Here is a 19,588-nt window from a genome sequence, read left to right on the forward strand (position 1 = left end):
CGGTGATCGTGATCCTGGAGGCGCCGCGCGCCTCGAATCCGCGTCGGATCCGACGCGGGTCAGTTCGGCAGGCGACGGCCGGTCTCGGCGTCGAAGAAGTGCACGCGGTTCGGCCGCAGGGAGATCGTCTCGCCCGGCCGCTCGCGCACGCGCTCGCGCAGCACGCAGGTGAGGTCCTGGCCCCCGGCCCGCACCGCCAGCATGGTCTCGGAGCCGGTCGGCTCCACGACGACGACCTCCGCGGCGATCCCCTCGGGCGCGAGGTCGAAATGCTCGGGGCGGACGCCCAGGATGAGCGGCCGACCGTCGACCCCAGAGGGCGCGTCGGCGAGCGGGATCGACAGGCCGGTCTCGGTGGTGAAGGTCAGACGCCCGTTCGCCCGGACCTTGCCGGGCATGAAATTCATGGCCGGCGAGCCGATGAAGCCGGCGACGAACAGGTTGTCGGGCCGGTCGTAGAGCTCGAGGGGCGGCCCGATCTGCTCCACGACCCCGTCGTGCATCACCACGATCCGGTCGGCCATGGTCATGGCCTCGATCTGGTCGTGGGTGACGTAGATCGTCGTCGTCTTCAGGCGCTGGTGCAACTCCTTGATCTCGGTGCGCATCGCCACGCGGAGCTTGGCGTCGAGGTTGGACAGCGGCTCGTCGAACAGGAAGACCTGCGGGTCGCGCACGATCGCCCGGCCCATGGCGACGCGCTGGCGCTGGCCGCCCGAGAGCTGGCGCGGGTAGCGGTCCAGCAGGGGAGCCAGCCCGAGGATCTGGGCGGCCTTGTTGACCCGGAGATCGATCTCGGAGGCCGGCGCCTTCCGGATCCGCATCGAGAACGCCATGTTCTCGCGGACGGTGAGATGCGGATAGAGGGCGTAGTTCTGGAACACCATGGCGATGTCCCGCTCCTTGGGCGGCACATCGTTCACCACGCGCTCGCCGATGCGGATCTCGCCGCCGGAGATGTTCTCGAGCCCGGCGATCATCCGCAGGAGCGTTGATTTCCCGCAGCCCGACGGGCCGACCAGGATCACGAATTCACCGTCCCGGATATCCACCGACACGCCGTGCAGGACATTCGTCGATCCGAAAGCCTTGCGAACCTCGCGGATTCCCACCGAGGCCATGCTTCCTCCCGATCAAGGCCGCTCTGTCGGCGGCTCTAGGGCAGTAGTACAAATGAGGGTTCGCGGGAAAGCAAGCCGGCCTCCTGGCAAAGCTGCAGATAATCTTGGATCTGTCAGGCGAGCCCCCCGGCGCCCGTGACGAGCGCGGCCCGGTGAAACTTCCGGCGGGATGACGGGCGGCGCGGAATGCTATGGGATCGCGCGCCGGCCGCGGTCCCGGAACCGGGCCCGTCGCGCGCGGACATCTCGGGGTCACACATTCAGGGGCATGAGCACATGTCGTTATCGGGCCTGACCGCGCGGGAGATCCTGCCCGCCGACGGATGCCGGGGCGCCCTCGTGGGCCGGGTGTGGCGGCCGGACGTGGCCGGTCCGAGCGTCGTGGCGATCCGCGCCGACGCGGACGGTGCGGCCCGAATCGTCGACGTTACCGCCGCCTTCCCCACCGTCAGCGACCTGTGCGAGGCCCGAGACCCCGCCGCCGCCCTGCGCGGCGCCCAGGGCGAGGACCTCGGCAGCCTCGACGCGGTGCTGGCCAACACGCCGCCGGACGCGCGCGACGCCACCAAGCCCTGGCTCCTGGCCCCGGTCGACCTCCAGGCCCTGAAGGCGGCGGGCGTGACCTTCGCCACCTCGATGCTGGAGCGGGTGATCGAGGAGCGCGCACGCGGCGATCTCGCCGCCGCGGCGGCGATCCGCGCCGAGGTCGAGCGCCTGGTCGGGCACGACCTGCGCCGGTTGAAGCCCGGCTCGCCCGAGGCCATGGCCCTCAAGGAGGTGCTGGTCGCGCAGGGCGCCTGGAGCCAGTATCTGGAGGTGGGCATCGGCCCGGACGCCGAGATCTTCACCAAGGCGCAGCCGCTCTCGGCCGTCGGCTGCGGCGCGGATGCGGGCCTGCACCCGGACTCGCACTGGAACAACCCCGAGCCCGAGGTGGCGCTCGCGGTCGCCTCCGACCAGCGGATCATCGGGGCGACGCTCGCCAACGACGTGAACCTGCGCGACTTCGAGGGCCGGTCGGCGCTGCTCCTCGGGAAGGCCAAGGACAACAACGCCTCCTGCGCCGTGGGGCCGTTCCTGCGCCTGTTCGACGGGACATTCGGCCTCGACGACGTGCGCCGCACGACCGTGACCCTCGAGGTGACCGGCACGGACGGCTTCCGGCTGGAGGGCACCTCGCCGCTCTCCGAGATCAGCCGCGACCCGGAGGAGCTGGCGGAGGCGCTGATGGGGCGGACGCACGACTACCCCGACGGCGCCCTCCTCCTTCTCGGCACCATGTTCGCGCCGATCCAGGACCGGCACGGGCCGGGCCTCGGCTTCACCCACGCCGACGGCGACCGCGTCGTGGTGGCGAGCCCGGAACTCGGCAGCCTCGTCAACCGCATGCGCCGCTGCGACGCCTGCGAGCCCTGGACCTTCGGCGCCCGCGCGCTCATGCGGAACCTCGCCGCGCGCGGGATTCTGTGACAGAGCGGCCACCGGACCGAGCCCCGAGATGATGCCGATGACCGACACCGCCTTCCTCGACCGCCTCGCCGCGATCGTCGGACCGTCCGGTCTCGTCACCGGCGCGGAGCTGCGGGGACGCTCGGCTAATTGGACGCGCCCGACCGAGCCCTGCGCCGCGCTGGCGCTGGTCCGCCCGCGCAGCACGGAGGAGACCGGCGCCGTCATGGCCGCCTGCCACGCGGCGGGCGTCGCGGTGGTCCCGCGGGGCGGCGCCACCGGCCTCGTCGACGGAACGCTCTGCCAGCCCGACGAGATCACCCTGTCGACCGAGCGCATGACCGGCATCGAGCCGGTGGACCCGCTCGGCATGACGGTGGTGGTCGGCACCGGCGCGACCCTCGAGAGCGTGCAGGACGCCGCGTCCGCGGCGGGCCTGTTCTTCCCCCTCGATCTCGGGGCCCGCGGCTCGGCGACGATCGGCGGCGCGATCTCCACCAACGCGGGCGGCCTGCGGGTGCTGCGCTACGGCATGATGCGCGAGATGGTGCTCGGCCTGGAGGCGGTGCTCGCCGACGGCACGGTCGTGTCGTCGATGCGGCCGCTCATCAAGAACAATACCGGGCTCGACCTCAAGCAGCTCTTCCTCGGCACCGAGGGCACGATGGGCATCGTCACGCGGGCGGTCATCCGCCTGCGGCCGGAGCCCGCCGGCTACGCGACGGCGCTGATCGCGTGCCCCGGGGTCGACGACGGCGCGCGGGTGCTGCGGGCGGCGCAGAGCGCCTTCCAGGGGCGTGTCTCCTCGTTCGAAGGCCTGTGGCCGGACTTCTACCGGCTGATGACGGCACCCGGGCGCGCGACCCCGCCGCTGGGACCGGACTACCCGTTCTACGCGATCATCGAGGTCGAGTGCGTCCCCGAGGAATCGGACCGGTTCCTCGGCCTGCTGGAAGGGCTGATGGGAGACGGCACGATCCTCGACGCCGTGGTCGCCGCCTCGGAGGAGCAGCGCCGTGGCATGTGGCGGATCCGCGACCGCGTCGAGCACCTGAACGCCGACGGGATCGACCGGGCCTTCGACGTGAGCGTGCCGCTCGCGCGGATGGACGGCTACGTCCGCGGCGCGCTCGACCGGCTCGCGGCGATCCCGGGCTGCCGGGCGGTCGTCTACGGGCATATCGGCGACAACAACCTCCACTGGAACACCACCCGCCTCGACGCCGCCGGCAACGCGGCGATCGATGCGGCGATCTACGAGCCGCTGGCGGAGCTGAACGGCTCCGTCTCGGCGGAGCACGGGATCGGGCTCGAGAAGCGGGCCAAGCTGAAGCTGTCACGCTCGCCCGAGGAGATCGCCGTCATGCGGCTCGTGAAGCGGGCGCTCGATCCGGACAACCGGCTGAACCCGGGCAAGATCTTCTGAGGGCTCCGCCGTGGCGATCCGTCTGGCGGTGCGCCTGACGCCGCGCGGGGGGCGCGACGCCGCTGAGGGCTGGGCCCGGGACGAGAAGGGGCAGCCCTACCTGAAGGTCCGCGTCGCCGCCCCGCCGGTCGAGGGCGCGGCCAATGAGGCGCTCGTCGCGCTGATCGCCAAGGCGCTGAAGGTCAGCCGCGGCTCGGTCCGCATCGTGACCGGCGAGCAGAGCCGGCTGAAGATCCTGGAGATCGACGGCGTCGCGCAGGCGGATCTGGATCGCGTGTTCGGTTCGCCGTGAGCGCTCGCCTACGTCTTTGCGAGCGCAGCGAAGCAATCCAGTGTTGCGCGCGATCGGAGGCCTGAGGCGCGCCTGGATTGCTTCGCTGCGCTCGCAAGGACGGAAGAGCCTGAACGTCAGCCGCTCTCGGACGATGCGTCCCACCTTCCGCGACGCATCGTCCATCGACTGATCGATCAGAACGCGACCTTGTCGCCGCCCTTCAGCGCCAGCATCTCGCGCGCCTCGTCGGGCGAGGCGACCGCGAGGCCCAGCCCCTCGATGATCGCGCGCACCCGCCGGACCTGCGCGGCGTTGGTCTCGGCGAGCTTGCCCGGACCGTCCCAGAGGCTGTCCTCGAGGCCGACGCGGACGTTGCCGCCCATCGCGGCCGCCATGGCGGCGATGTTCATCTGGTTGCGGCCCGCGCCCAGCACCGACCAGCGGTACTGATCGCCGAATAGACGGTCGGCGGTGCGCTTCATGTGCATCACGTCGTCCGGATGCGCGCCGATCCCGCCCTGCAGGCCGAAGACCGTCTGGATGAACAGCGGCGCCTGCACCAGCCCGCGGTCGAAGAAGTATTTCAGGTTGTAGAGATGCGCGGTGTCGTAGCACTCGAACTCGAACTTCGTCCCGTTCGGGCCGCAGGTCGTCAGGATGTGCTCGATCTGGCCGAACGTGTTGCGGAAGATGATGTCCTTGTTGCCGAGATAGTCCCGCTCCCACTGGTGCTTCAGGTCCTTGAATCGGTCGAGCATGCCGAACAGGCCGAAATTCATCGAGCCGAGGTTCAGCGAGGCGACCTCCGGCTGGAAGGTCGCGGCCGGGCGCACACGCTCCTCGATCGACATGGTCGGCGCGCCGCCGGTGGTGATGTTCACCACGCAGTTCGTGCGCTGCTTGATCACCGGCAGGAACTTGGCGAAGGCCTCGGGTGTCTGGTCGGGCTGGCCGTTCTCCGGGTTGCGGGCGTGCAGGTGGACGATGGCGGCGCCGGCCTCGGCGGCACCGATGGCCGCGTCGGCGATCTCCTCGGGCGTCACGGGCAGGTGCGGCGACATGCTGGGCGTGTGGATCGCGCCCGTCACCGCGCAGGTGATGATGACTTTCCGCTGTGAGGCCATGCTCAGTCCTTCCGTGAAGCCTTGTGGGCGCGGAGCGCCGCCAGCCGCGCGTCGCGGCGGTTCATGCGTGCGGGCAGATCGGTCGGCGGTTGCCACTTGGCCAGGATCGCCTCGGTGGCCGGCGCCTCGTAGACCGAGGGTGGCGCCGGGTCGGCGGCGAGGCTCTTGTAGAAACCGGTGTAGCGCGCGCAGTAATCGGCGATGCCGCCGGGCGCGTTGAGCTCGATCGTCTCGAACGGACCCATGAAGCTCCAGCGCAGGCCGAGGCCGTCCGCGACGGTCTTGTCGAGGTCCTGCGGGGTGACGTAGCCCTCCGAGGCGAGGCGGAACGCCTCCGCCAACAAGGCGCCCTGGAGCCGGTTCAGGATGAAGCCCTCGATCTCCTTCAACACGGTGATCGGGACCTGCCCGATCTGCTCGTAAACCTGACGGGCCCGCGCCAGTGCCTCGGGCGCCGTCCACGGCGCGCCGGAGATCTCCACCAGCGGGATCAGGTGCGGCGGGTTCACCGGATGGCCGACGAGGCACCGGGCCCGACCGGGCAGATCCTCGGTGAACAGGGAGCAGCGGATCGCCGAGGAGGACGAGGCGATGACGGCCTCCCGCGGCGTCGCGGCGTCGAGGTCCGCGAAGAGGCTCCGCTTCACCTCCAGCCGCTCCGGTCCGTTCTCCTGCACGAAGGCGACGCCGTCGAGGGCGGCCGCGAGCGTGCCGGCCGCGCGGATGCGCGCCGCGGCACCCGCGGGATCCGCGCAGAGGTCATTCGCCGCCAGGGTCCGCAGCCCCTCGGCGCAGAGCGGGATCGCGGCCTCGGCGACGCCCGCCGCGGGATCGAACAGGCGCACGTCCCAGCCGGCACGGGCGAAGATCATCGCCCAGGCCCGGCCGATCAGGCCGGCGCCGACGATCGCGACGCTCTCGGTCATAGCCACAGCACCTTCCGCCTCAACTCCTGATCCTCGCGCAGGAGACGCGACTCGCCCGTCCACTGCACGCTGCCGCGCTCCAGGGCGACGGTGCGGTCGGACAGCGCCAGGGCGAGGTCGAGGTGGTGGTCCACCAGGATGATCGCGATCTCCCGGCGGAGCCGGTCGAAGGCCTCGAACAGCTCTTCCGTCACGGCCGGCGACAGGCCCTCGAAGGGCTCGTCGAGGAGGAGGAGCCGCGTGTCCCCCGAGAGGGCGCGGGCCACCGCCACCATCTGCTGCTCGCCGCCGGACAGGCGGGCCGCGTCGACGGTCCAGCGCTCCTTCAGGCGAGGGAAGAACTCGAGGACCTTCTCCTCGTCCCAGTGGATGCCGGCGCCGGTGAGCCGCCGCAGCCGGCCGAGGCCCAGATTCTCCGCGACGGTCATGCCGGCGAACAGCGCCCGCCCCTGCGGGACGTAGCCGATCCCGAGCCGGGCGATCCGGTCGGGCGACAGGCCGGCGATGTCCTTGCCGGCGAGGACGATCCGGCCGGCGGCCGGCGGCGCGGTGCCGATCAGGGTCTTGAGCAGTGTCGACTTGCCGGCCCCGTTGCGTCCGAGGAGCGCCACGACCTCGCCCCGGCGCACCGCCAGGTTCACCCCGTTCAGGATGTGCGATTTGCCGTAGAAGGTGTCGACGCCCTCCATGGCGAGCAGCGTCTCGGCCTCGGCGGCGCTGGCGCGCGGCTTCGCGGCGATCGCCGCCGTGCCCGAGCCGAGATAGACCGCCTGCACCCGATCGTCGTCCCGGGCGTCCGCGACCGAGCCGTCGACCAGCACGGCGCCGTCGGCCATCACGGTGACGCGGTCGGCGAGGCGGAAGACGCGGTCGATGTCGTGCTCGACGAGGAGCACCGGGATGTCGGCCGAGAGCGCCTTGATCAGGTCGCCGACCCGCTCGCGCTCGGCCGCCGCGAGCCCGGCGAGGGGCTCGTCGAGCAGCAGCACGCGCGGCCGCGTGGCCAGGGCCAGCCCCATGTCGAGCAGCCGCTGGCCGCCGTAGGACAGGCTGCCGGCCTCGGCCCGCTCGATGCCGGACAGGCCGGTCCAGCGCAGCAGCTCGGCGGTGTCGTCGGCGATCTCGCGGACGGCCAGCGCGTCCCGCCAGGGACTGAAATGCGCGGCGTGCCGGGCCTGCACCGCGAGGCGAACGTTCTCCTCCACGGAGAGGCCCGGGAACAGGTTGGTGATCTGGAACGAGCGGCCGATCCCGGCGCGGGTGATGGCGTGCGGCTCCAAGCCGGCAATCTCGCTTCCGTCGAGTCGGATGCTGCCGCCGCTCGGGCGGAACATCCCGGACAGCAGGTTGAAGGCGGTGGTCTTGCCGGCGCCGTTCGGTCCGATCAGGGCGTGGAGCGTCCGGTCGGCCACCGCGAAGGACACGCCGCGCACCGCCTTCACGGGCCCGAAGCTCTTCCGGATCTCGTCGGCGACCAGCACCGGGCCGTCGCCGCGCCCCTCCGCGATGAAGCGGGCCGGGACGCGGCCCGAGGCGCCGGCGCGGCGGGCCGACATGGCCGCGCCCTCGGTCGGGACGCGCCGGAACGGCTTGAGCAGCCGCGCCGCGATGCCGACGAGGCCGTCCGGCGAGAACACGATGAAGGCGACGAACAGCAGGCCGAAATACAGCAGCCAATCGGCGGTGTAGATCGACAGGAACTCGCGGAAGAGGATGTAGAACAGCGCCCCGAGCGCCGGCCCGAGGAACGAGCGCATCCCGCCGATCACCACCATGGCGAGCAGCTCTCCCGAGAAGGCGATGGAGATCGGGTCGGCCGAGGTGAAGCGGTGGCTGTAGGCCGCGAGCGCCCCCGCCAGCCCGGTGATCGTCGCCGAGATCACGAAGGCCGCGAGCTTGTAGCGGTTGGTGGCGTAGCCGAGGAATCCCGCGCGCTGCTCGTTCTCGCGGATCGCCACCAGGACGGTGCCCATGGGCGAGCGCCGGAAGCGCCACAGGGCGATCAGGACCGCGAAGGCGATACCGGACACCGCGGCGTAGTAGGCGCCGGGCTCCTGCAGCGCCGCCCAGCGGTGCAGGTTTCCGATGCCGTTCTCGCCACCGGTGAGGTCGGTCCAGCGGAACGCGATGGCGTAGAGCATCGCCGTGAACGCGAGGGTCAGGAGCGAGAAGTAGACGCCCCGCCGCCGGAGGATCAGGCCGCCGGCGGCGAGGGCCGCGAGCCCGGTGATCGCCAGGGCGCCGAGGAGCGGCAGGGCCATGTCGCCGGGGAAGAGGCGCATCTGGAGGATCGCCACCGCGTAGGCGCCGATCCCGAACCACGCCCCGTGGCCGAACGACGTGAGCCCGGTCCAGCCGACCAGGATGTTGAGGCCGAGCACCGCCAGGGCGAAGATCACCACGTCGGTGGCGGTGATCAGCGTCAGGCCGATCGCGTCGAGGGCGAAGGGCAGGACGATCAGGGCGGCGAGCGCCGCCCAGAGCTGGCGGCTCTCGCGCAGGATCAGGCCGCGCTGCGGCAGGGCGAGCGGCAGCGGCTCGGCGGTTCCGGACATGGGACGCTCTCCGCTCACTCGAACCGGGCGATGTGCTCGCCGAACAGGCCGCGCGGGCGCAGCAGCAGGACGAGCACCATGAGGGCGTAGACGGCGGCCTCGGTGGCCGGCGGGTAGGCGTAGGCGGTGAGGCCCCGGACCACGCCGACGATCAGCGCGGCGAGCACCACGCCCCAGAAGGAGCCGAGACCGCCGATCACCACGACCACGAAGGCGAAGGTCAGGATCTCGGCGCCCATGGCGGGCTGCACGCCCGTGACCGGCGCCATCATGGTCCCGGCGAGCGCCGCGAGCCCGACCGCGATCGTCACCACGGCGGTCATGTAGGGCCGGAGCGAGATGCCGAGCGCCGCGACCATGTCGGGGTTCTGCACGCCGGCCCGGACCACCCGCCCGAAGCTGGTGCGGGTCAGGAGCAGCCACAGGCCGGTGACGCAGGCGAGGGCCACGACGAGGATCGAGAGCCGGTAGCGCGAGTAGATCAGGTCGCCGATGAAGATCTGTCCGCGCAGCCAGCTCGGGATCCCGAACGGCACCGGCGCCGCCCCGAAGGCCATGCGCAGCGCCTGCTCCGCCACCATCGCGAGCCCGAAGGTGAGGAGCAGGCCGAGCGTCGGGTCGCCGCGGTAGAAGCGCCGGAGCAGGAACCGCTCGATCAGGAGGCCGAGCACCGCCACCGCGAGCGGCGAGGCGATGAGGGCGCCGCCGAAGCCGATGGTCGGCGTCAGCAGCACGGTCATGTAGGCGCCGATCGCGTAGAAGGCGCCGTGGGCAAGGTTCACGATCCCGCCGAGGCTGAAGATCAGCGACAGGCCCAGCGCGATCAGCAGGTATTGGACGCCAATCAGCAGGCCGTTGAGCACCTGCTCCAGGATGAAGACGAGCTGCATGGACGCCTCACGCCGGGAAGGTGCAGGCGTTCTCGTCGCGGGTCGTGGCGAGCACTTCCAGGCTCTCGCCGGGACCGGGCAGCGGGCCGGTCGAGGTGAAGATGTCGTAGGGGTTCTTGACCTGGTCCGCCGGCAGGGCGGTGATCGCGAACATCTCCTGCATCAGCTCGTGGTCCCAGGGGCGGAAATAGCCCTCGCGGACCTTGGCGATGTCGAACTTCGCGCCCGATTCCAGGTGCTCCACGACCTTGATCGACTCGGTCGATTTGAGCTCGTTCATCGATTGCGCGACGATCTTCATCGCCGTGTAGTCGCCCCAGCCCTGGTTCTCAGGCGGCTTCTTGTACTTGGCCTTGAAGGCGGCGACGAACTTCTTCGCCGAGGGCGAGTCGATCTGGTGGTGCCAGATCACCGGCCAGGTGCCGAGGAAGTTCCCCGGCCCGGCGCCCCAGGCCAGCGCCGTGTCGAAGCCGAAGCCGGCGACCGGGAACGGCAGGCCGAACTCGCTGTACTGTTTCAGGAAGTTGGTGATCTGCGCGCCCGCGAGGTTGCAGATCACGAGGTCCGGCTTGGCCTGACGGAGCTTGAGCAGGAACGGTGAGAAGTCGGTGAGCTCGGTCGGGATCAGATCCTCGCCGACGAGGGTGGCGTCGTTGGCGGCGAAGTACTTCTTGGCCTGCTTCAGGAGATCGTGGCCGAAGGCGTAGTCGGCGGTGAGCGCGTAGACCTTGCGCCCCTTGATCAGGCCCCGGTCGAGCAGTGCTCGGCCGCAGGCCCGCACCATCATGGTGTTCTGCGATTCGACGTGGAACATGAACCGCTTGCAGTCGGAGCCGCGCAGCGCGTCCGAGTTGGCGCCGGTGTTGATGAACAGGATCTTCTCGCGCTGGGCGACCTGGCTGATCGCCAGCGCGGAGGCCGAGTTGATCTCGCCGACGAGGCACGCCACGCGGTCGCGCTGGACCATGCGCTCGGCCTTGGCCGAGGCGGTCTGCGGGTTGACGCTGTCCTCCGACAGGAGCTCGACCTTCCGGCCCGCGATGCCGCCGGCGGCGTTGATCTCCTCCACCGCGAGCTGGGCCGCCTGCACGGCGAACTCGCCGAGCGGCCCGAGGAAGCCGGTCCGCGGCGTGAGGTGACCGATCCGGATCACCTCGGACTGCCCCTGGGAGAGCGCCGGGCTCGCGAGGGCCGGCGCGAGGAGCGCCGCGCCGCCGGCGCGCAGGAGGCTGCGGCGAGAAAGGGAATCCCCGTACCGGTCCGTCATCGTTCCGCTCCCGTGCGTGTCCTCCAGCCGGGTTGTTGTGGCGGGCTCTGACGGCCCTCACCCGAACTGTGATCACAGATCACTAGCGCGATAGTGCCGGATCCGTCTAGTGTCGGCATATGAATTCCACTTCGGCGCTGGCCGACCTGCCCCAGCTCGAGCGGCGGACCCTGTCCGACACCGTCTACGAGGCCCTGTCGGACCTGCTCGCCTCGGGGCGGCTGGCGCCGGGCGACCGGTTGTCCCTTCGGCAGAGCGCCGCGGCCCTCGGCGTCTCGGTCATGCCGGTGCGCGAGGCGGTGAGCCGGCTCGCGGCGGACGGCGTGCTGGAGGTGGCGCCGAATCGCGTGATCCGGGTGCCGGTCATGGGCGCGGCCGCGTTCCGGGCCCTGGTCGAGACCCGCATCGCGGTCGAGGGCATCGCGGTGGCGCGGGCGGCCGAGCGGCGGACGGCCGCCGAACTCGCGGCGATACGGAGCGCCGAGGCGGCCTTCCGGGCCGAGGCCGAGGCGGCGGAGCCCGACAGGGCGCGCGCCGTCCAGCTCAACCGCGACCTCCATTTCGCCATCTACGGCGCCTGCGGACTGGGACCCCTGCAGGAGATCATCGCGCGGCTCTGGTTGAAGGCGGGCCCGGTGATCAACCTGGATCTGCGCGCCCACCCGGAGCGCCTCCTCCAGGGCTTCGCTCTGCGCCGGCACGCCGAGGCCGTTTCGGCCATCGAGATCCGGGACGGCGCGGCAGCCGCGGCCGCGATCGCCGCCGACATCCGGGAAGCCGCGGAGTTCATCTTGACCCGCGGCGGATTGCGGGACGTTCAGGGAGAGGATTGATCATGGATCTGGGGATTGCCGGCCTGCGGGTCCTGGTGACGGCGGGCGCTGCCGGAATCGGTCGCGAGATCGTCGACGCCTTCCTGGACGAAGGCGCGCGCGTCTTCGCCTGCGATATCGACATAGACGCCTTGGCCGCGCTGCCGGACACCGTCGGGCGCAGCCGGACCGACGTCGCCGACCGCGACGCGGTCGCCGCGATGATGGACCAGGCGGTCGAGTTCCTCGGCGGCCTCGACGTGCTCGTCAACAATGCCGGGATCGCCGGTCCGACCGGCCGGGTCGAGGAGATCGCCCCCGAGGAGTGGGATCGCTGCCTCACGGTCTGCCTGACCAGCCAGTTCAACTGCGCGCGGCTGGCGGTGCCGCACCTCCGCCAGAGCGCCAACGCCTCGATCGTCAACCTCTCCTCGGCCGCGGGCAAGTTCGGCTTCGCGCTGCGCAGCCCCTACGCGGCCGCCAAGTGGGGGGTGATCGGCTTCACCAAGTCCCTGGCGATCGAGCTCGGCGGCGCGGGGATCCGGGTGAACGCGATCCTCCCGGGTCTCGTCGCCGGGGATCGCCAGCGCCGGGTACTCGAATCGAAGGCCCAGCAGCAGGGCACGAGCTTCGCCGACATGGAGGCGCGGGCGTTCTCGTTCGTGTCGGTGAAGGAGTACGTCACGGCGCGGCAGCTCGCCGACCAGATCCTGCTGCTCTGCTCGCCGCGTGGCCGGACGATCTCGGGGCAGGCCATTTCCATCGATGGTGACACCCGGATGCTGTCCTGAAATTAATCCAGCGCCGGAGATGCTGCGGCGGATCAATCCTCAGAGTATTGCAAGATCGAGCTCAGGGCGCCGCGACCGCGGCCGCGACGCCCGCCGCGGTAGCGGAAGACACGAGCCGGACCGCCAGCGCCGGCCCCAGGATGCGAGGAAGCGACCATGAGCGACAAACGCCGGATCACGCCCGCCGACCTGCGCTCGAAGGCCTGGTTCGACAACCCGCACAACCCGGGCATGACCGCCCTCTACTTGGAGCGCTACCTCAATTACGGGCTGACGCCGGAGGAGCTGCGGTCGGGCAAGCCCCTGATCGGCATCGCCCAGACGGGTTCCGACCTTTCGCCCTGCAACCGCCATCACGTCGAGCTCGCCAAGCGGGTGCGGGACGGCATCACGGCGGCCGGCGGCGTCGCCTTCGAGTTTCCCTGCCACCCGATCCAGGAGACCGGGAAGCGGCCGACCGCCTCGCTCGACCGGAACCTCGCCTACCTGTCGCTGGTGGAGGTGCTGTACGGCTACCCGCTCGACGGCGTCGTGCTGCTGACCGGCTGCGACAAGACCATGCCGGCCTGTCTGATGGCGGCGGCCACCGTCAACATCCCGGCGATCTCGCTGAACGTCGGGCCGATGCTCAACGGTTACTTCCAGAAGGAGCTGACCGGGTCCGGCACGATCGTCTGGAAGACGCGCGAGCGGCATGCCGCCGGCGACATCGACTTCCAGCAGTTCATGGACATCGTCGGGTCGTCGGCACCGTCCACGGGCCACTGCAACACGATGGGCACGGCCTCGACGATGAACGCCCTCGCCGAGGCGCTCGGCCTCGCGCTGCCCGGCTCGGCGGCGATCCCGGCGCCCTACCGCGAGCGCGGCCAGGCGGCCTACGCCACCGGCCAGCGGATCGTCGAGATGGTCTGGGAAGACCTCAAGCCCTCTGACATCCTGACCCGCGAGGCCTTCGAGAACGCGATCGTGGCCAACGCCGCGATCGGCGGTTCGACCAACGCGCCGATCCACATCAACGCCATCGCCAAGCATATCGGCGTGCCGCTGAGCTGCGACGACTGGGAACGGGTCGGGTTCGAGATCCCGCTGCTCGTGGACATGCAGCCCGCCGGCCGCTGGCTCGGCGAGGAGTATTTCCGCGCGGGCGGCCTGCCGGCGGTCTTCGCCGAGCTGATCGAGGCCGGGAAGGTCCACGAGGGTGCCCTGACCTGCAACGGCCGGACCGTCGGCGAGAACTACCGCGGGCGGCACAGCTGGAACCGCGACGTGATCCGCGCCTACGGCGAGCCGCTGATGGAGCGCGCCGGCTTCCTCAATCTCAAGGGGAGCCTGTTCGATTCCGCGATCATGAAGACCTGCGTGATCTCGGAGGAATTTGCCGCCCGCTACCTGCGCAATCCGAACGATCCGATGGCCTTCGAGGGGCGGGTGATCGTGTTCGACGGTCCCGAGGACTACCACACGCGGATCGACGACCCGGCGCTCGACATCGACGAGAACACCATCCTGATCATGCGCGGGGCCGGACCGATCGGCTATCCCGGCGCCGCCGAGGTGGTGAATATGCAGCCGCCCGGCGCCCTGATCCGGCGCGGCGTCACCTCGCTGCCCTGCATCGGCGACGGCCGGCAATCCGGCACCTCCGGCACGCCCGCCATCCTGAACGCGTCTCCCGAGGCGGCCGTGGGCGGCGGGCTGGCCCTGCTGCAGAGCGGCGACCGCATCCGCATCGATCTCAACCGCCGGAGCGCCGACATCCTGCTCCCGGCCGAGGAGATCGCGCGCCGGCGCTCGGATCTGGCGGCGCGCGGCGGATATCCCTACCCGGCGACGCAGACGCCCTGGCAGGAGATCTACCGCGATCAGGTCGACCAGCTCGACCAGGGCATGGTGCTGAAGGGCGCGGTGAAGTTCCAGAAGGTCGCGCAGGCCTCCGGGGTGCCGCGGGACAACCACTGAGGCCGTTACCAGAACCCGCCCGACGGGCGGACGCGGGGCTGCGACGGCCCGCGCGCCGGGCGAGGTTCGCGGCAGCCCGCGAGGCCCGGCGCAGTACAGGACTCCGGCCGCCCGCTGCCAGCGTGACACGGCGGCCGATTTGCGCCGCAGTGAATTTTGAATACATTTCCCCGCGGGTGGGCGCGTCCCATCTCGGGAGGGATCGATCGTGACGGAAGCGAGGGCGGATGCTCCGGCGCCGCGTGCAGCGGCGCGCCTCGAGGCCGGTTTGCCGCGCCGGCTGGCGGAGCAGCTCCAGGGTGAGGCGCGCTTCGACGCCTTCACGCGCGGACGCTACAGCACCGATGCGTCGATCTACCAGATCATGCCCGCCGGCGTGGTGCTGCCGCGCTCCGCCGCCGACATCGCCGCGACCCTGCGCATCGCCGCCGAGCACGGCGCCCCGGTAATCCTGCGTGGCGGCGGCACCTCGCAGAACGGCCAGCCGATCGGGTCCGGCCTCGTCGTCGACTGCTCGCGGTACTTCAACGGCGTCCTGGCCTACGACGCGGAGGCCGGAACGATCACCGTCGAGCCCGGCATGGTGCTGGAGCGCCTGAACACCCGAGTGAAGGCCGACGGCTGGTTCTTCCCGGTCGAGCCCTCGACGGCCACCCGCTGCACCATCGGCGGCATGGCGGGCAACAATTCCTGCGGGGCCCGCTCCCTGCGCTACGGGAAGATGAGCGACAACGTCCTCGCGATCGAGGCGCTGCTCCACGACGGCGAGGCCTTCGGCTTCGGCCCGACCGGAAACGCGCATCCGGGCGTGAACGGGTCGGATCGGGCCGCGGCGCTCGCCGCGCGGATGCGCGGCCTTGCCGAGGACCACCGCGCCGAGATCGAGGCGCACTACCCGAAGGTTCAGCGCCGCGTGGGCGGCTACAACCTCGATTCGCTGATCGAGGCCCAGCCGAACCTCGCGCACCTGCTCGTCGGGTCCGAGGGCACGCTGGCCGCGACCACCGCGGTGACGCTGAAGCTCTCGCGCCTGCCGACACACCGCGTGATGGGCGTGTGCCACTTCCCGTCCTTCCGGGCGGCCATGCAGACGACGCGGCACATCGTCGGCTTGGACCCGGTGGCGGTCGAGCTGGTCGACAACAACGTCCTCGTGCTCGGCGCCGATATCCCGCTGTTCCGCACGACGCTCGCCGACATCACCAAGGGCAAGCCGAACTGCCTTCTGCTGACGGAGTTCGCCGGCGACGACCTCGCGTCGCTCCGGCGCGACCTGAAGCGCCTCGACGCCTGCATGGCCGATCACGGCTTCCCAGACGCCGTCGTGGAGGTCGTCGAGCCCGCGCGCCAGAAATCCGTCTGGGAGGTGCGCGAGGCCTGCCTCAACATCATGATGTCGATGAAGGGCGACGCGAAGCCAGTCTCGTTCATCGAGGATTGCGCCGTCCCGCTGGAGCACCTCGCCGACTACACCGACGCGGTGACAGAGGTCTTCACCAAGAACGGCACCCGCGGCACGTGGTATGCCCACGCCTCTGTCGGCTGCCTGCATGTCCGCCCGATCCTCGACATGAAGGAGGCCGGTGACGTCCGGCGGATGCGGGCGATCGCGGAGGAGACCTCCGAGCTGGTGCGCCGCTACAAGGGCTCGTATTCCGGCGAGCACGGCGACGGCCTGTCGCGCTCGGAATTCGTCGAGCCGCTGTTCGGCGCGACGCTCACCCGCGCCTTCGAGACCGTGAAGGACACGTTCGACCCGGACAACCGGCTCAACCCCGGCAAGATCGTGCGGGCGCCGAAGTTCGACGATCGCAGCCTGTTCCGCTTCAAACCGGACTACGCCGTTTCGGCGCCGATGAAGACCGCCCTCGACTGGTCGGACTGGGGCGGCTTCGGCTCCGCCGTCGAGATGTGCAACAACAACGGCACCTGCCGGAAGCTCGTCGGCGGCGCCATGTGCCCCTCCTTCCGGGCAACCCGGGAGGAGCAGCACCTGACCCGGGGCCGGGCCAATTCCCTGCGGCTCGCCATCTCGGGCCAACTCGGCAAGGACGCCTTCACCAGCCCGGAGATGAAGCGCACCCTCGATCTCTGCGTCTCCTGCAAGGCCTGCCGCCGCGAGTGCCCGACCGGCGTCGACATGGCCAAGATGAAGATCGAGTTCCTGCACCATTACCACGCCCGCCACGGGCTGCCCCTGCGGGAGCGCCTCATCGCGACGATGCCGCTCTACGCCGGGGCCGCCGCGCGGCTGGCGCCGCTCCTCAACCTGCGGGACCGGTACCCGGCCCTCGCCGCCCTCTCGGAGCGCGTCGCCGGCCTCTCGGCCAAGCGCTCGCTGCCGCGCTGGCGCCGGCCCTGGAGCGAGCAGGGCGAGCCCGCCCACGCGCAGGACGTCGCGGGCGATTTCCGCGATGTGATCCTGTTCGGCGACACCTTCAACCGGGCCTTCGAGCGGGAGAACCTCGAGGCGGCCGAGCGGGTGCTTCAGGCGGCCGGCTACCGGCTGCACCGGGTCTACCCGTCCCGCGGCCGGCGCCCCCTCTGCTGCGGCCGGACCTGGCTCTCCGCCGGCCAGACCGACCGGGCGCGCCAGGAGGCGCGCCGCACCCTCGACGCGCTGCTGCCGTTCCTGCGCGCGGGGGCACGGGTCGTCGGCCTGGAGCCGTCCTGCCTGCTCACCTTCCGGGACGAGTTCGCGGCGCTCCTGCCCGGCGAAGAGGCCGCGCTGCTGGCCAAGCAGTCGTTCCTGTTCGAGGAGCTTCTGGCCGCCGACCTGACGGCCGGACGCATCGCGCTGCCGTTCGCCGATCAGGGCGGCCGGGTCGCGCACCTGCACGGCCACTGCCATCAGAAATCCTTCGGCGTCATGGGCTCGGTCGAGACGGTGCTCCGGGCGGTGCCGGGGCTCGACCTGCGGGTCATCGAGTCGAGCTGCTGCGGGATGGCGGGTGCCTTCGGCTACCGGCCGGAATCGATCGAGACGTCCTTCGCCATGGCGGAGCTGTCGCTGTTCCCGGCGCTACGCGCCGCAGGGCCCGACGACCTCGTGGTGGCCGACGGGACGAGCTGCCGTCACCAGATCCACGACGGGCTGGGTCTCCAGGCGGAACATGTGGCCCGCGTGCTGGATCGGGCCCTCGTGCCTCGACACTCCATTGCCGGGCACCTACACATAGACCACAGGTCGCACTGACCTGACGTGTGTCGGGGGACCATGAATAAAATCGAGCCCGGGATCGGCATCAGCCGCCGCTACCTCCACGACGAGGTCGCCGAGCGCATGCGCGAACTGATCCGGTCCGGTGAGATGGAGCCGAAGGCGCGGATCAACGAGAGCGAGCTGACCGAGCGCTTCGGGATCTCGCGGACGCCGCTCCGCGAGGCGATCAAGATCCTGGCGACGGAGGGGTTGCTCGAACTGCTCCCGAATCGCGGGGCGCGCGTCGCCAGCATCTCGGACGGCGAACTCGAGGAGATGATGGAGGTGATCGCCGGCCTCGAGGCGACGGCCGGTGACCTCGCCTGCCGCACGATCACCGACGCCGACATCGACGCCCTGGTGGTCGACCACGACGCGATGGTCGAGGCCTGGAAATCGGGCGACGAGGCCGGTTACTTCAGCCACAACCGGCGCATCCACGAGGGGATCATGGCGGCGAGCCGCAACACGATCCTCGCCAACATCTACGAGAGCCTGTCCGGCCGGATCCAGCGCTCGCGCTACTCCGCCCACCAGACACCCGAGCAGTGGGCCCGCGCCGTCTCCGAGCACGAGCGCATGATCGCGCTGCTGCGCGCCCGGGACGGCGCGGCGCTGGCCGTCCTGATGCGCGAGCATATCCGCGGGAAGAAGTCGGTGATCGCCGCCAATTACGGTGCGGCCGAGACCGCCTGAGCGCCTCGACCACGGTAGACCACGCCCGCGATCAGCCGGGCGTCCCGGTCATCTCGAACCAGAACGACGCGCCCGGCGTGCGGGAATCGTTCGCGTAGAGGAACGGGATGTCGGGGCCGGTGCCGCGGGCGGCGAAGACCGTCTTGACCCGAGCGCTCATCGCCGGGTCCTGGCAGATATACATCACCGGCACGGTCACCCGGAACGGCGGCGCGCCGCACAGCAGCATCGCCGCCAGAAGGTACTGCTCGTTGTACAATCGGCAGTTCCAGGCGGACGGGTAGTCGTCCGGGATGAAGATGTCGTGGATCTGCACGATCACGCCGGGTGCGAGGCGCGGCATCACCTCGAAGAAGAACACCGTCACATCCGAATTCGCGAAGGAGCGGTGCGAACCGTCGAAGAAGAGGATGTCGCCCGCCTTCAGTTCCTCGAAGATCTTCAGGTCGCAGGATTCCAGCGGGCTGCGCACGGTCCAGTTGCAGAGCGCGTCGATCTCGCGGCGGGGCATCGGATCGATCGAGGTGATCCGCGTCGGAAGGTTCAGGGTGTCGATCGCGTGCCGCGCGAAGCAGGTCGAGCAGCCCGAGCCGATCTCGAAGAACCGAGACGGGCGCTTCCAGGCCAGCATGGTCATCAGCGCGGCGCCGTCGAGGGCGGTGAACCACGTGTTGTTCCAGTGGGGCGTCGCCCCACCGGTCACGGGCGCATCATGCGGGACGCTGTGCAGCAGGTCCGCCCGCGCCTCGAGTTCCGTGAGGAAGCTGTCGTAGGCCGCGTGCGACCGGGCGAGCACCGCCTTGAGCTGGCCGTGCGGCGCCCGGCCCGGCGACCAGCGCGCGGACGGCACGACGGGGTAGTAATCGTGGACCGTGTGGCTCCAGCGGAACGCTTCCCGGCTGGCCCGGAAGATATCCACCCCCGCGCGACGGCCCGCGCTCCTGACGACGTCCTTCAGCATGATCGATCCCCGGCTCCGGATCGACAATGCCGGGACTGCAACTTATGGTCGAGTCGGGCGGAACACCTACGCAGTCCGACCTGCCGGCAGGGTTAGGGCGGGATGAAGGAACGATCCCCGGGCCGGGCCCGG

Annotated in this window: 15 protein-coding genes; 8 read left to right on the forward strand and 7 right to left on the reverse strand. The window is 70.6% G+C overall.

The genetic code is table 11. The features are described 5' to 3' along the window. Nucleotides 1–59: 59 nt before the first annotated feature. Nucleotides 60–1,121 (reverse strand): ABC transporter ATP-binding protein, encoded by a 1,062-nt coding sequence (locus ABIC30_RS15720; RefSeq protein ID WP_020091914.1) that lies wholly within the window; start codon nucleotides 1,119–1,121, stop codon nucleotides 60–62. A 276-nt stretch (nucleotides 1,122–1,397) separates the two neighbouring features. Here ABIC30_RS15720 and ABIC30_RS15725 point away from each other — a divergent pair, with 276 nt between their 5' ends. From ABIC30_RS15725 to ABIC30_RS15735, 3 genes are read left to right on the forward strand one after another with little or no spacing between them, the layout of a single operon-like run. Then, the gene (locus ABIC30_RS15725) at nucleotides 1,398–2,591 is read left to right on the forward strand and encodes a fumarylacetoacetate hydrolase family protein (protein WP_020091913.1); all 1,194 of its coding nucleotides are present in this window, start codon (nucleotides 1,398–1,400) and stop codon (nucleotides 2,589–2,591) included. A 37-nt stretch (nucleotides 2,592–2,628) separates the two neighbouring features. After that, a complete protein-coding gene (locus ABIC30_RS15730) occupies nucleotides 2,629–3,996 on the forward strand; it encodes an FAD-binding oxidoreductase (protein ID WP_234082416.1) in 1,368 nt (455 codons plus the stop codon). 10 nt (nucleotides 3,997–4,006) lie between these two features. Continuing rightward, nucleotides 4,007–4,288 (forward strand): DUF167 domain-containing protein, encoded by a 282-nt coding sequence (locus ABIC30_RS15735; RefSeq protein ID WP_020091911.1) that lies wholly within the window; start codon nucleotides 4,007–4,009, stop codon nucleotides 4,286–4,288. Between the two features lie 176 nt (nucleotides 4,289–4,464). Here the strand turns inward: ABIC30_RS15735 and kce are convergent, their stop codons facing one another. From kce to ABIC30_RS15760, 5 genes are read right to left on the reverse strand one after another with little or no spacing between them, the layout of a single operon-like run. Continuing rightward, nucleotides 4,465–5,394, reverse strand: a complete 930-nt coding sequence (kce, locus tag ABIC30_RS15740) for a 3,5-dioxohexanoate:acetyl-CoA acetone transferase (protein WP_020091910.1) — start codon at nucleotides 5,392–5,394, stop codon at nucleotides 4,465–4,467. Nucleotides 5,395–5,396: 2 nt separating this feature from the next. Next, nucleotides 5,397–6,320: a 3-hydroxyacyl-CoA dehydrogenase gene (locus tag ABIC30_RS15745; protein ID WP_020091909.1), complete on the reverse strand. Its 924-nt coding sequence runs from the start codon at nucleotides 6,318–6,320 to the stop codon at nucleotides 5,397–5,399. Beyond that, a complete protein-coding gene (locus ABIC30_RS15750) occupies nucleotides 6,317–8,875 on the reverse strand; it encodes a branched-chain amino acid ABC transporter ATP-binding protein/permease (protein ID WP_020091908.1) in 2,559 nt (852 codons plus the stop codon). The genes ABIC30_RS15745 and ABIC30_RS15750 overlap by 4 nt, the downstream gene beginning before the upstream one ends. Before the next feature lie 14 nt (nucleotides 8,876–8,889). Further along, entirely contained in the window at nucleotides 8,890–9,765 is an 876-nt protein-coding gene (locus ABIC30_RS15755) for a branched-chain amino acid ABC transporter permease (protein WP_020091907.1), read from the reverse strand. A gap of 7 nt (nucleotides 9,766–9,772) precedes the next feature. After that, nucleotides 9,773–11,032, reverse strand: coding sequence for an ABC transporter substrate-binding protein (locus tag ABIC30_RS15760; RefSeq protein ID WP_020091906.1), 1,260 nt, complete (start codon nucleotides 11,030–11,032; stop codon nucleotides 9,773–9,775). Nucleotides 11,033–11,151: 119 nt separating this feature from the next. Here ABIC30_RS15760 and ABIC30_RS15765 point away from each other — a divergent pair, with 119 nt between their 5' ends. The 5 genes from ABIC30_RS15765 (at nucleotide 11,152) to ABIC30_RS15785 (ending at nucleotide 18,495) form a co-directional block, all read left to right on the forward strand. Then, the gene (locus tag ABIC30_RS15765; RefSeq protein ID WP_020091905.1) at nucleotides 11,152–11,865 is read left to right on the forward strand and encodes a GntR family transcriptional regulator; all 714 of its coding nucleotides are present in this window, start codon (nucleotides 11,152–11,154) and stop codon (nucleotides 11,863–11,865) included. Between the two features lie 2 nt (nucleotides 11,866–11,867). Then, complete coding sequence (locus tag ABIC30_RS15770; protein WP_020091904.1) at nucleotides 11,868–12,635, forward strand: SDR family oxidoreductase; 768 nt, start codon at nucleotides 11,868–11,870, stop codon at nucleotides 12,633–12,635. A gap of 156 nt (nucleotides 12,636–12,791) precedes the next feature. Then, complete coding sequence (locus ABIC30_RS15775; protein WP_020091903.1) at nucleotides 12,792–14,597, forward strand: IlvD/Edd family dehydratase; 1,806 nt, start codon at nucleotides 12,792–12,794, stop codon at nucleotides 14,595–14,597. Nucleotides 14,598–14,805: 208 nt separating this feature from the next. Further along, nucleotides 14,806–17,793 (forward strand): FAD-binding and (Fe-S)-binding domain-containing protein, encoded by a 2,988-nt coding sequence (locus tag ABIC30_RS15780; RefSeq protein WP_026604747.1) that lies wholly within the window; start codon nucleotides 14,806–14,808, stop codon nucleotides 17,791–17,793. 21 nt (nucleotides 17,794–17,814) lie between these two features. Then, nucleotides 17,815–18,495 carry a GntR family transcriptional regulator gene (locus ABIC30_RS15785; protein WP_020091901.1) on the forward strand — a complete coding sequence of 227 codons (681 nt, stop codon included), beginning with the start codon at nucleotides 17,815–17,817 and terminating at the stop codon, nucleotides 18,493–18,495. Nucleotides 18,496–18,526: 31 nt separating this feature from the next. Here ABIC30_RS15785 and ABIC30_RS15790 read toward each other — a convergent pair whose 3' ends face one another. Then, nucleotides 18,527–19,456: a class I SAM-dependent methyltransferase gene (locus ABIC30_RS15790; RefSeq protein ID WP_020091900.1), complete on the reverse strand. Its 930-nt coding sequence runs from the start codon at nucleotides 19,454–19,456 to the stop codon at nucleotides 18,527–18,529. Nucleotides 19,457–19,588 lie beyond the last annotated feature (132 nt).

Source organism: Methylobacterium sp. 1030 (genome assembly GCF_040544715.1).
Taxonomy (GTDB): domain Bacteria; phylum Pseudomonadota; class Alphaproteobacteria; order Rhizobiales; family Beijerinckiaceae; genus Methylobacterium.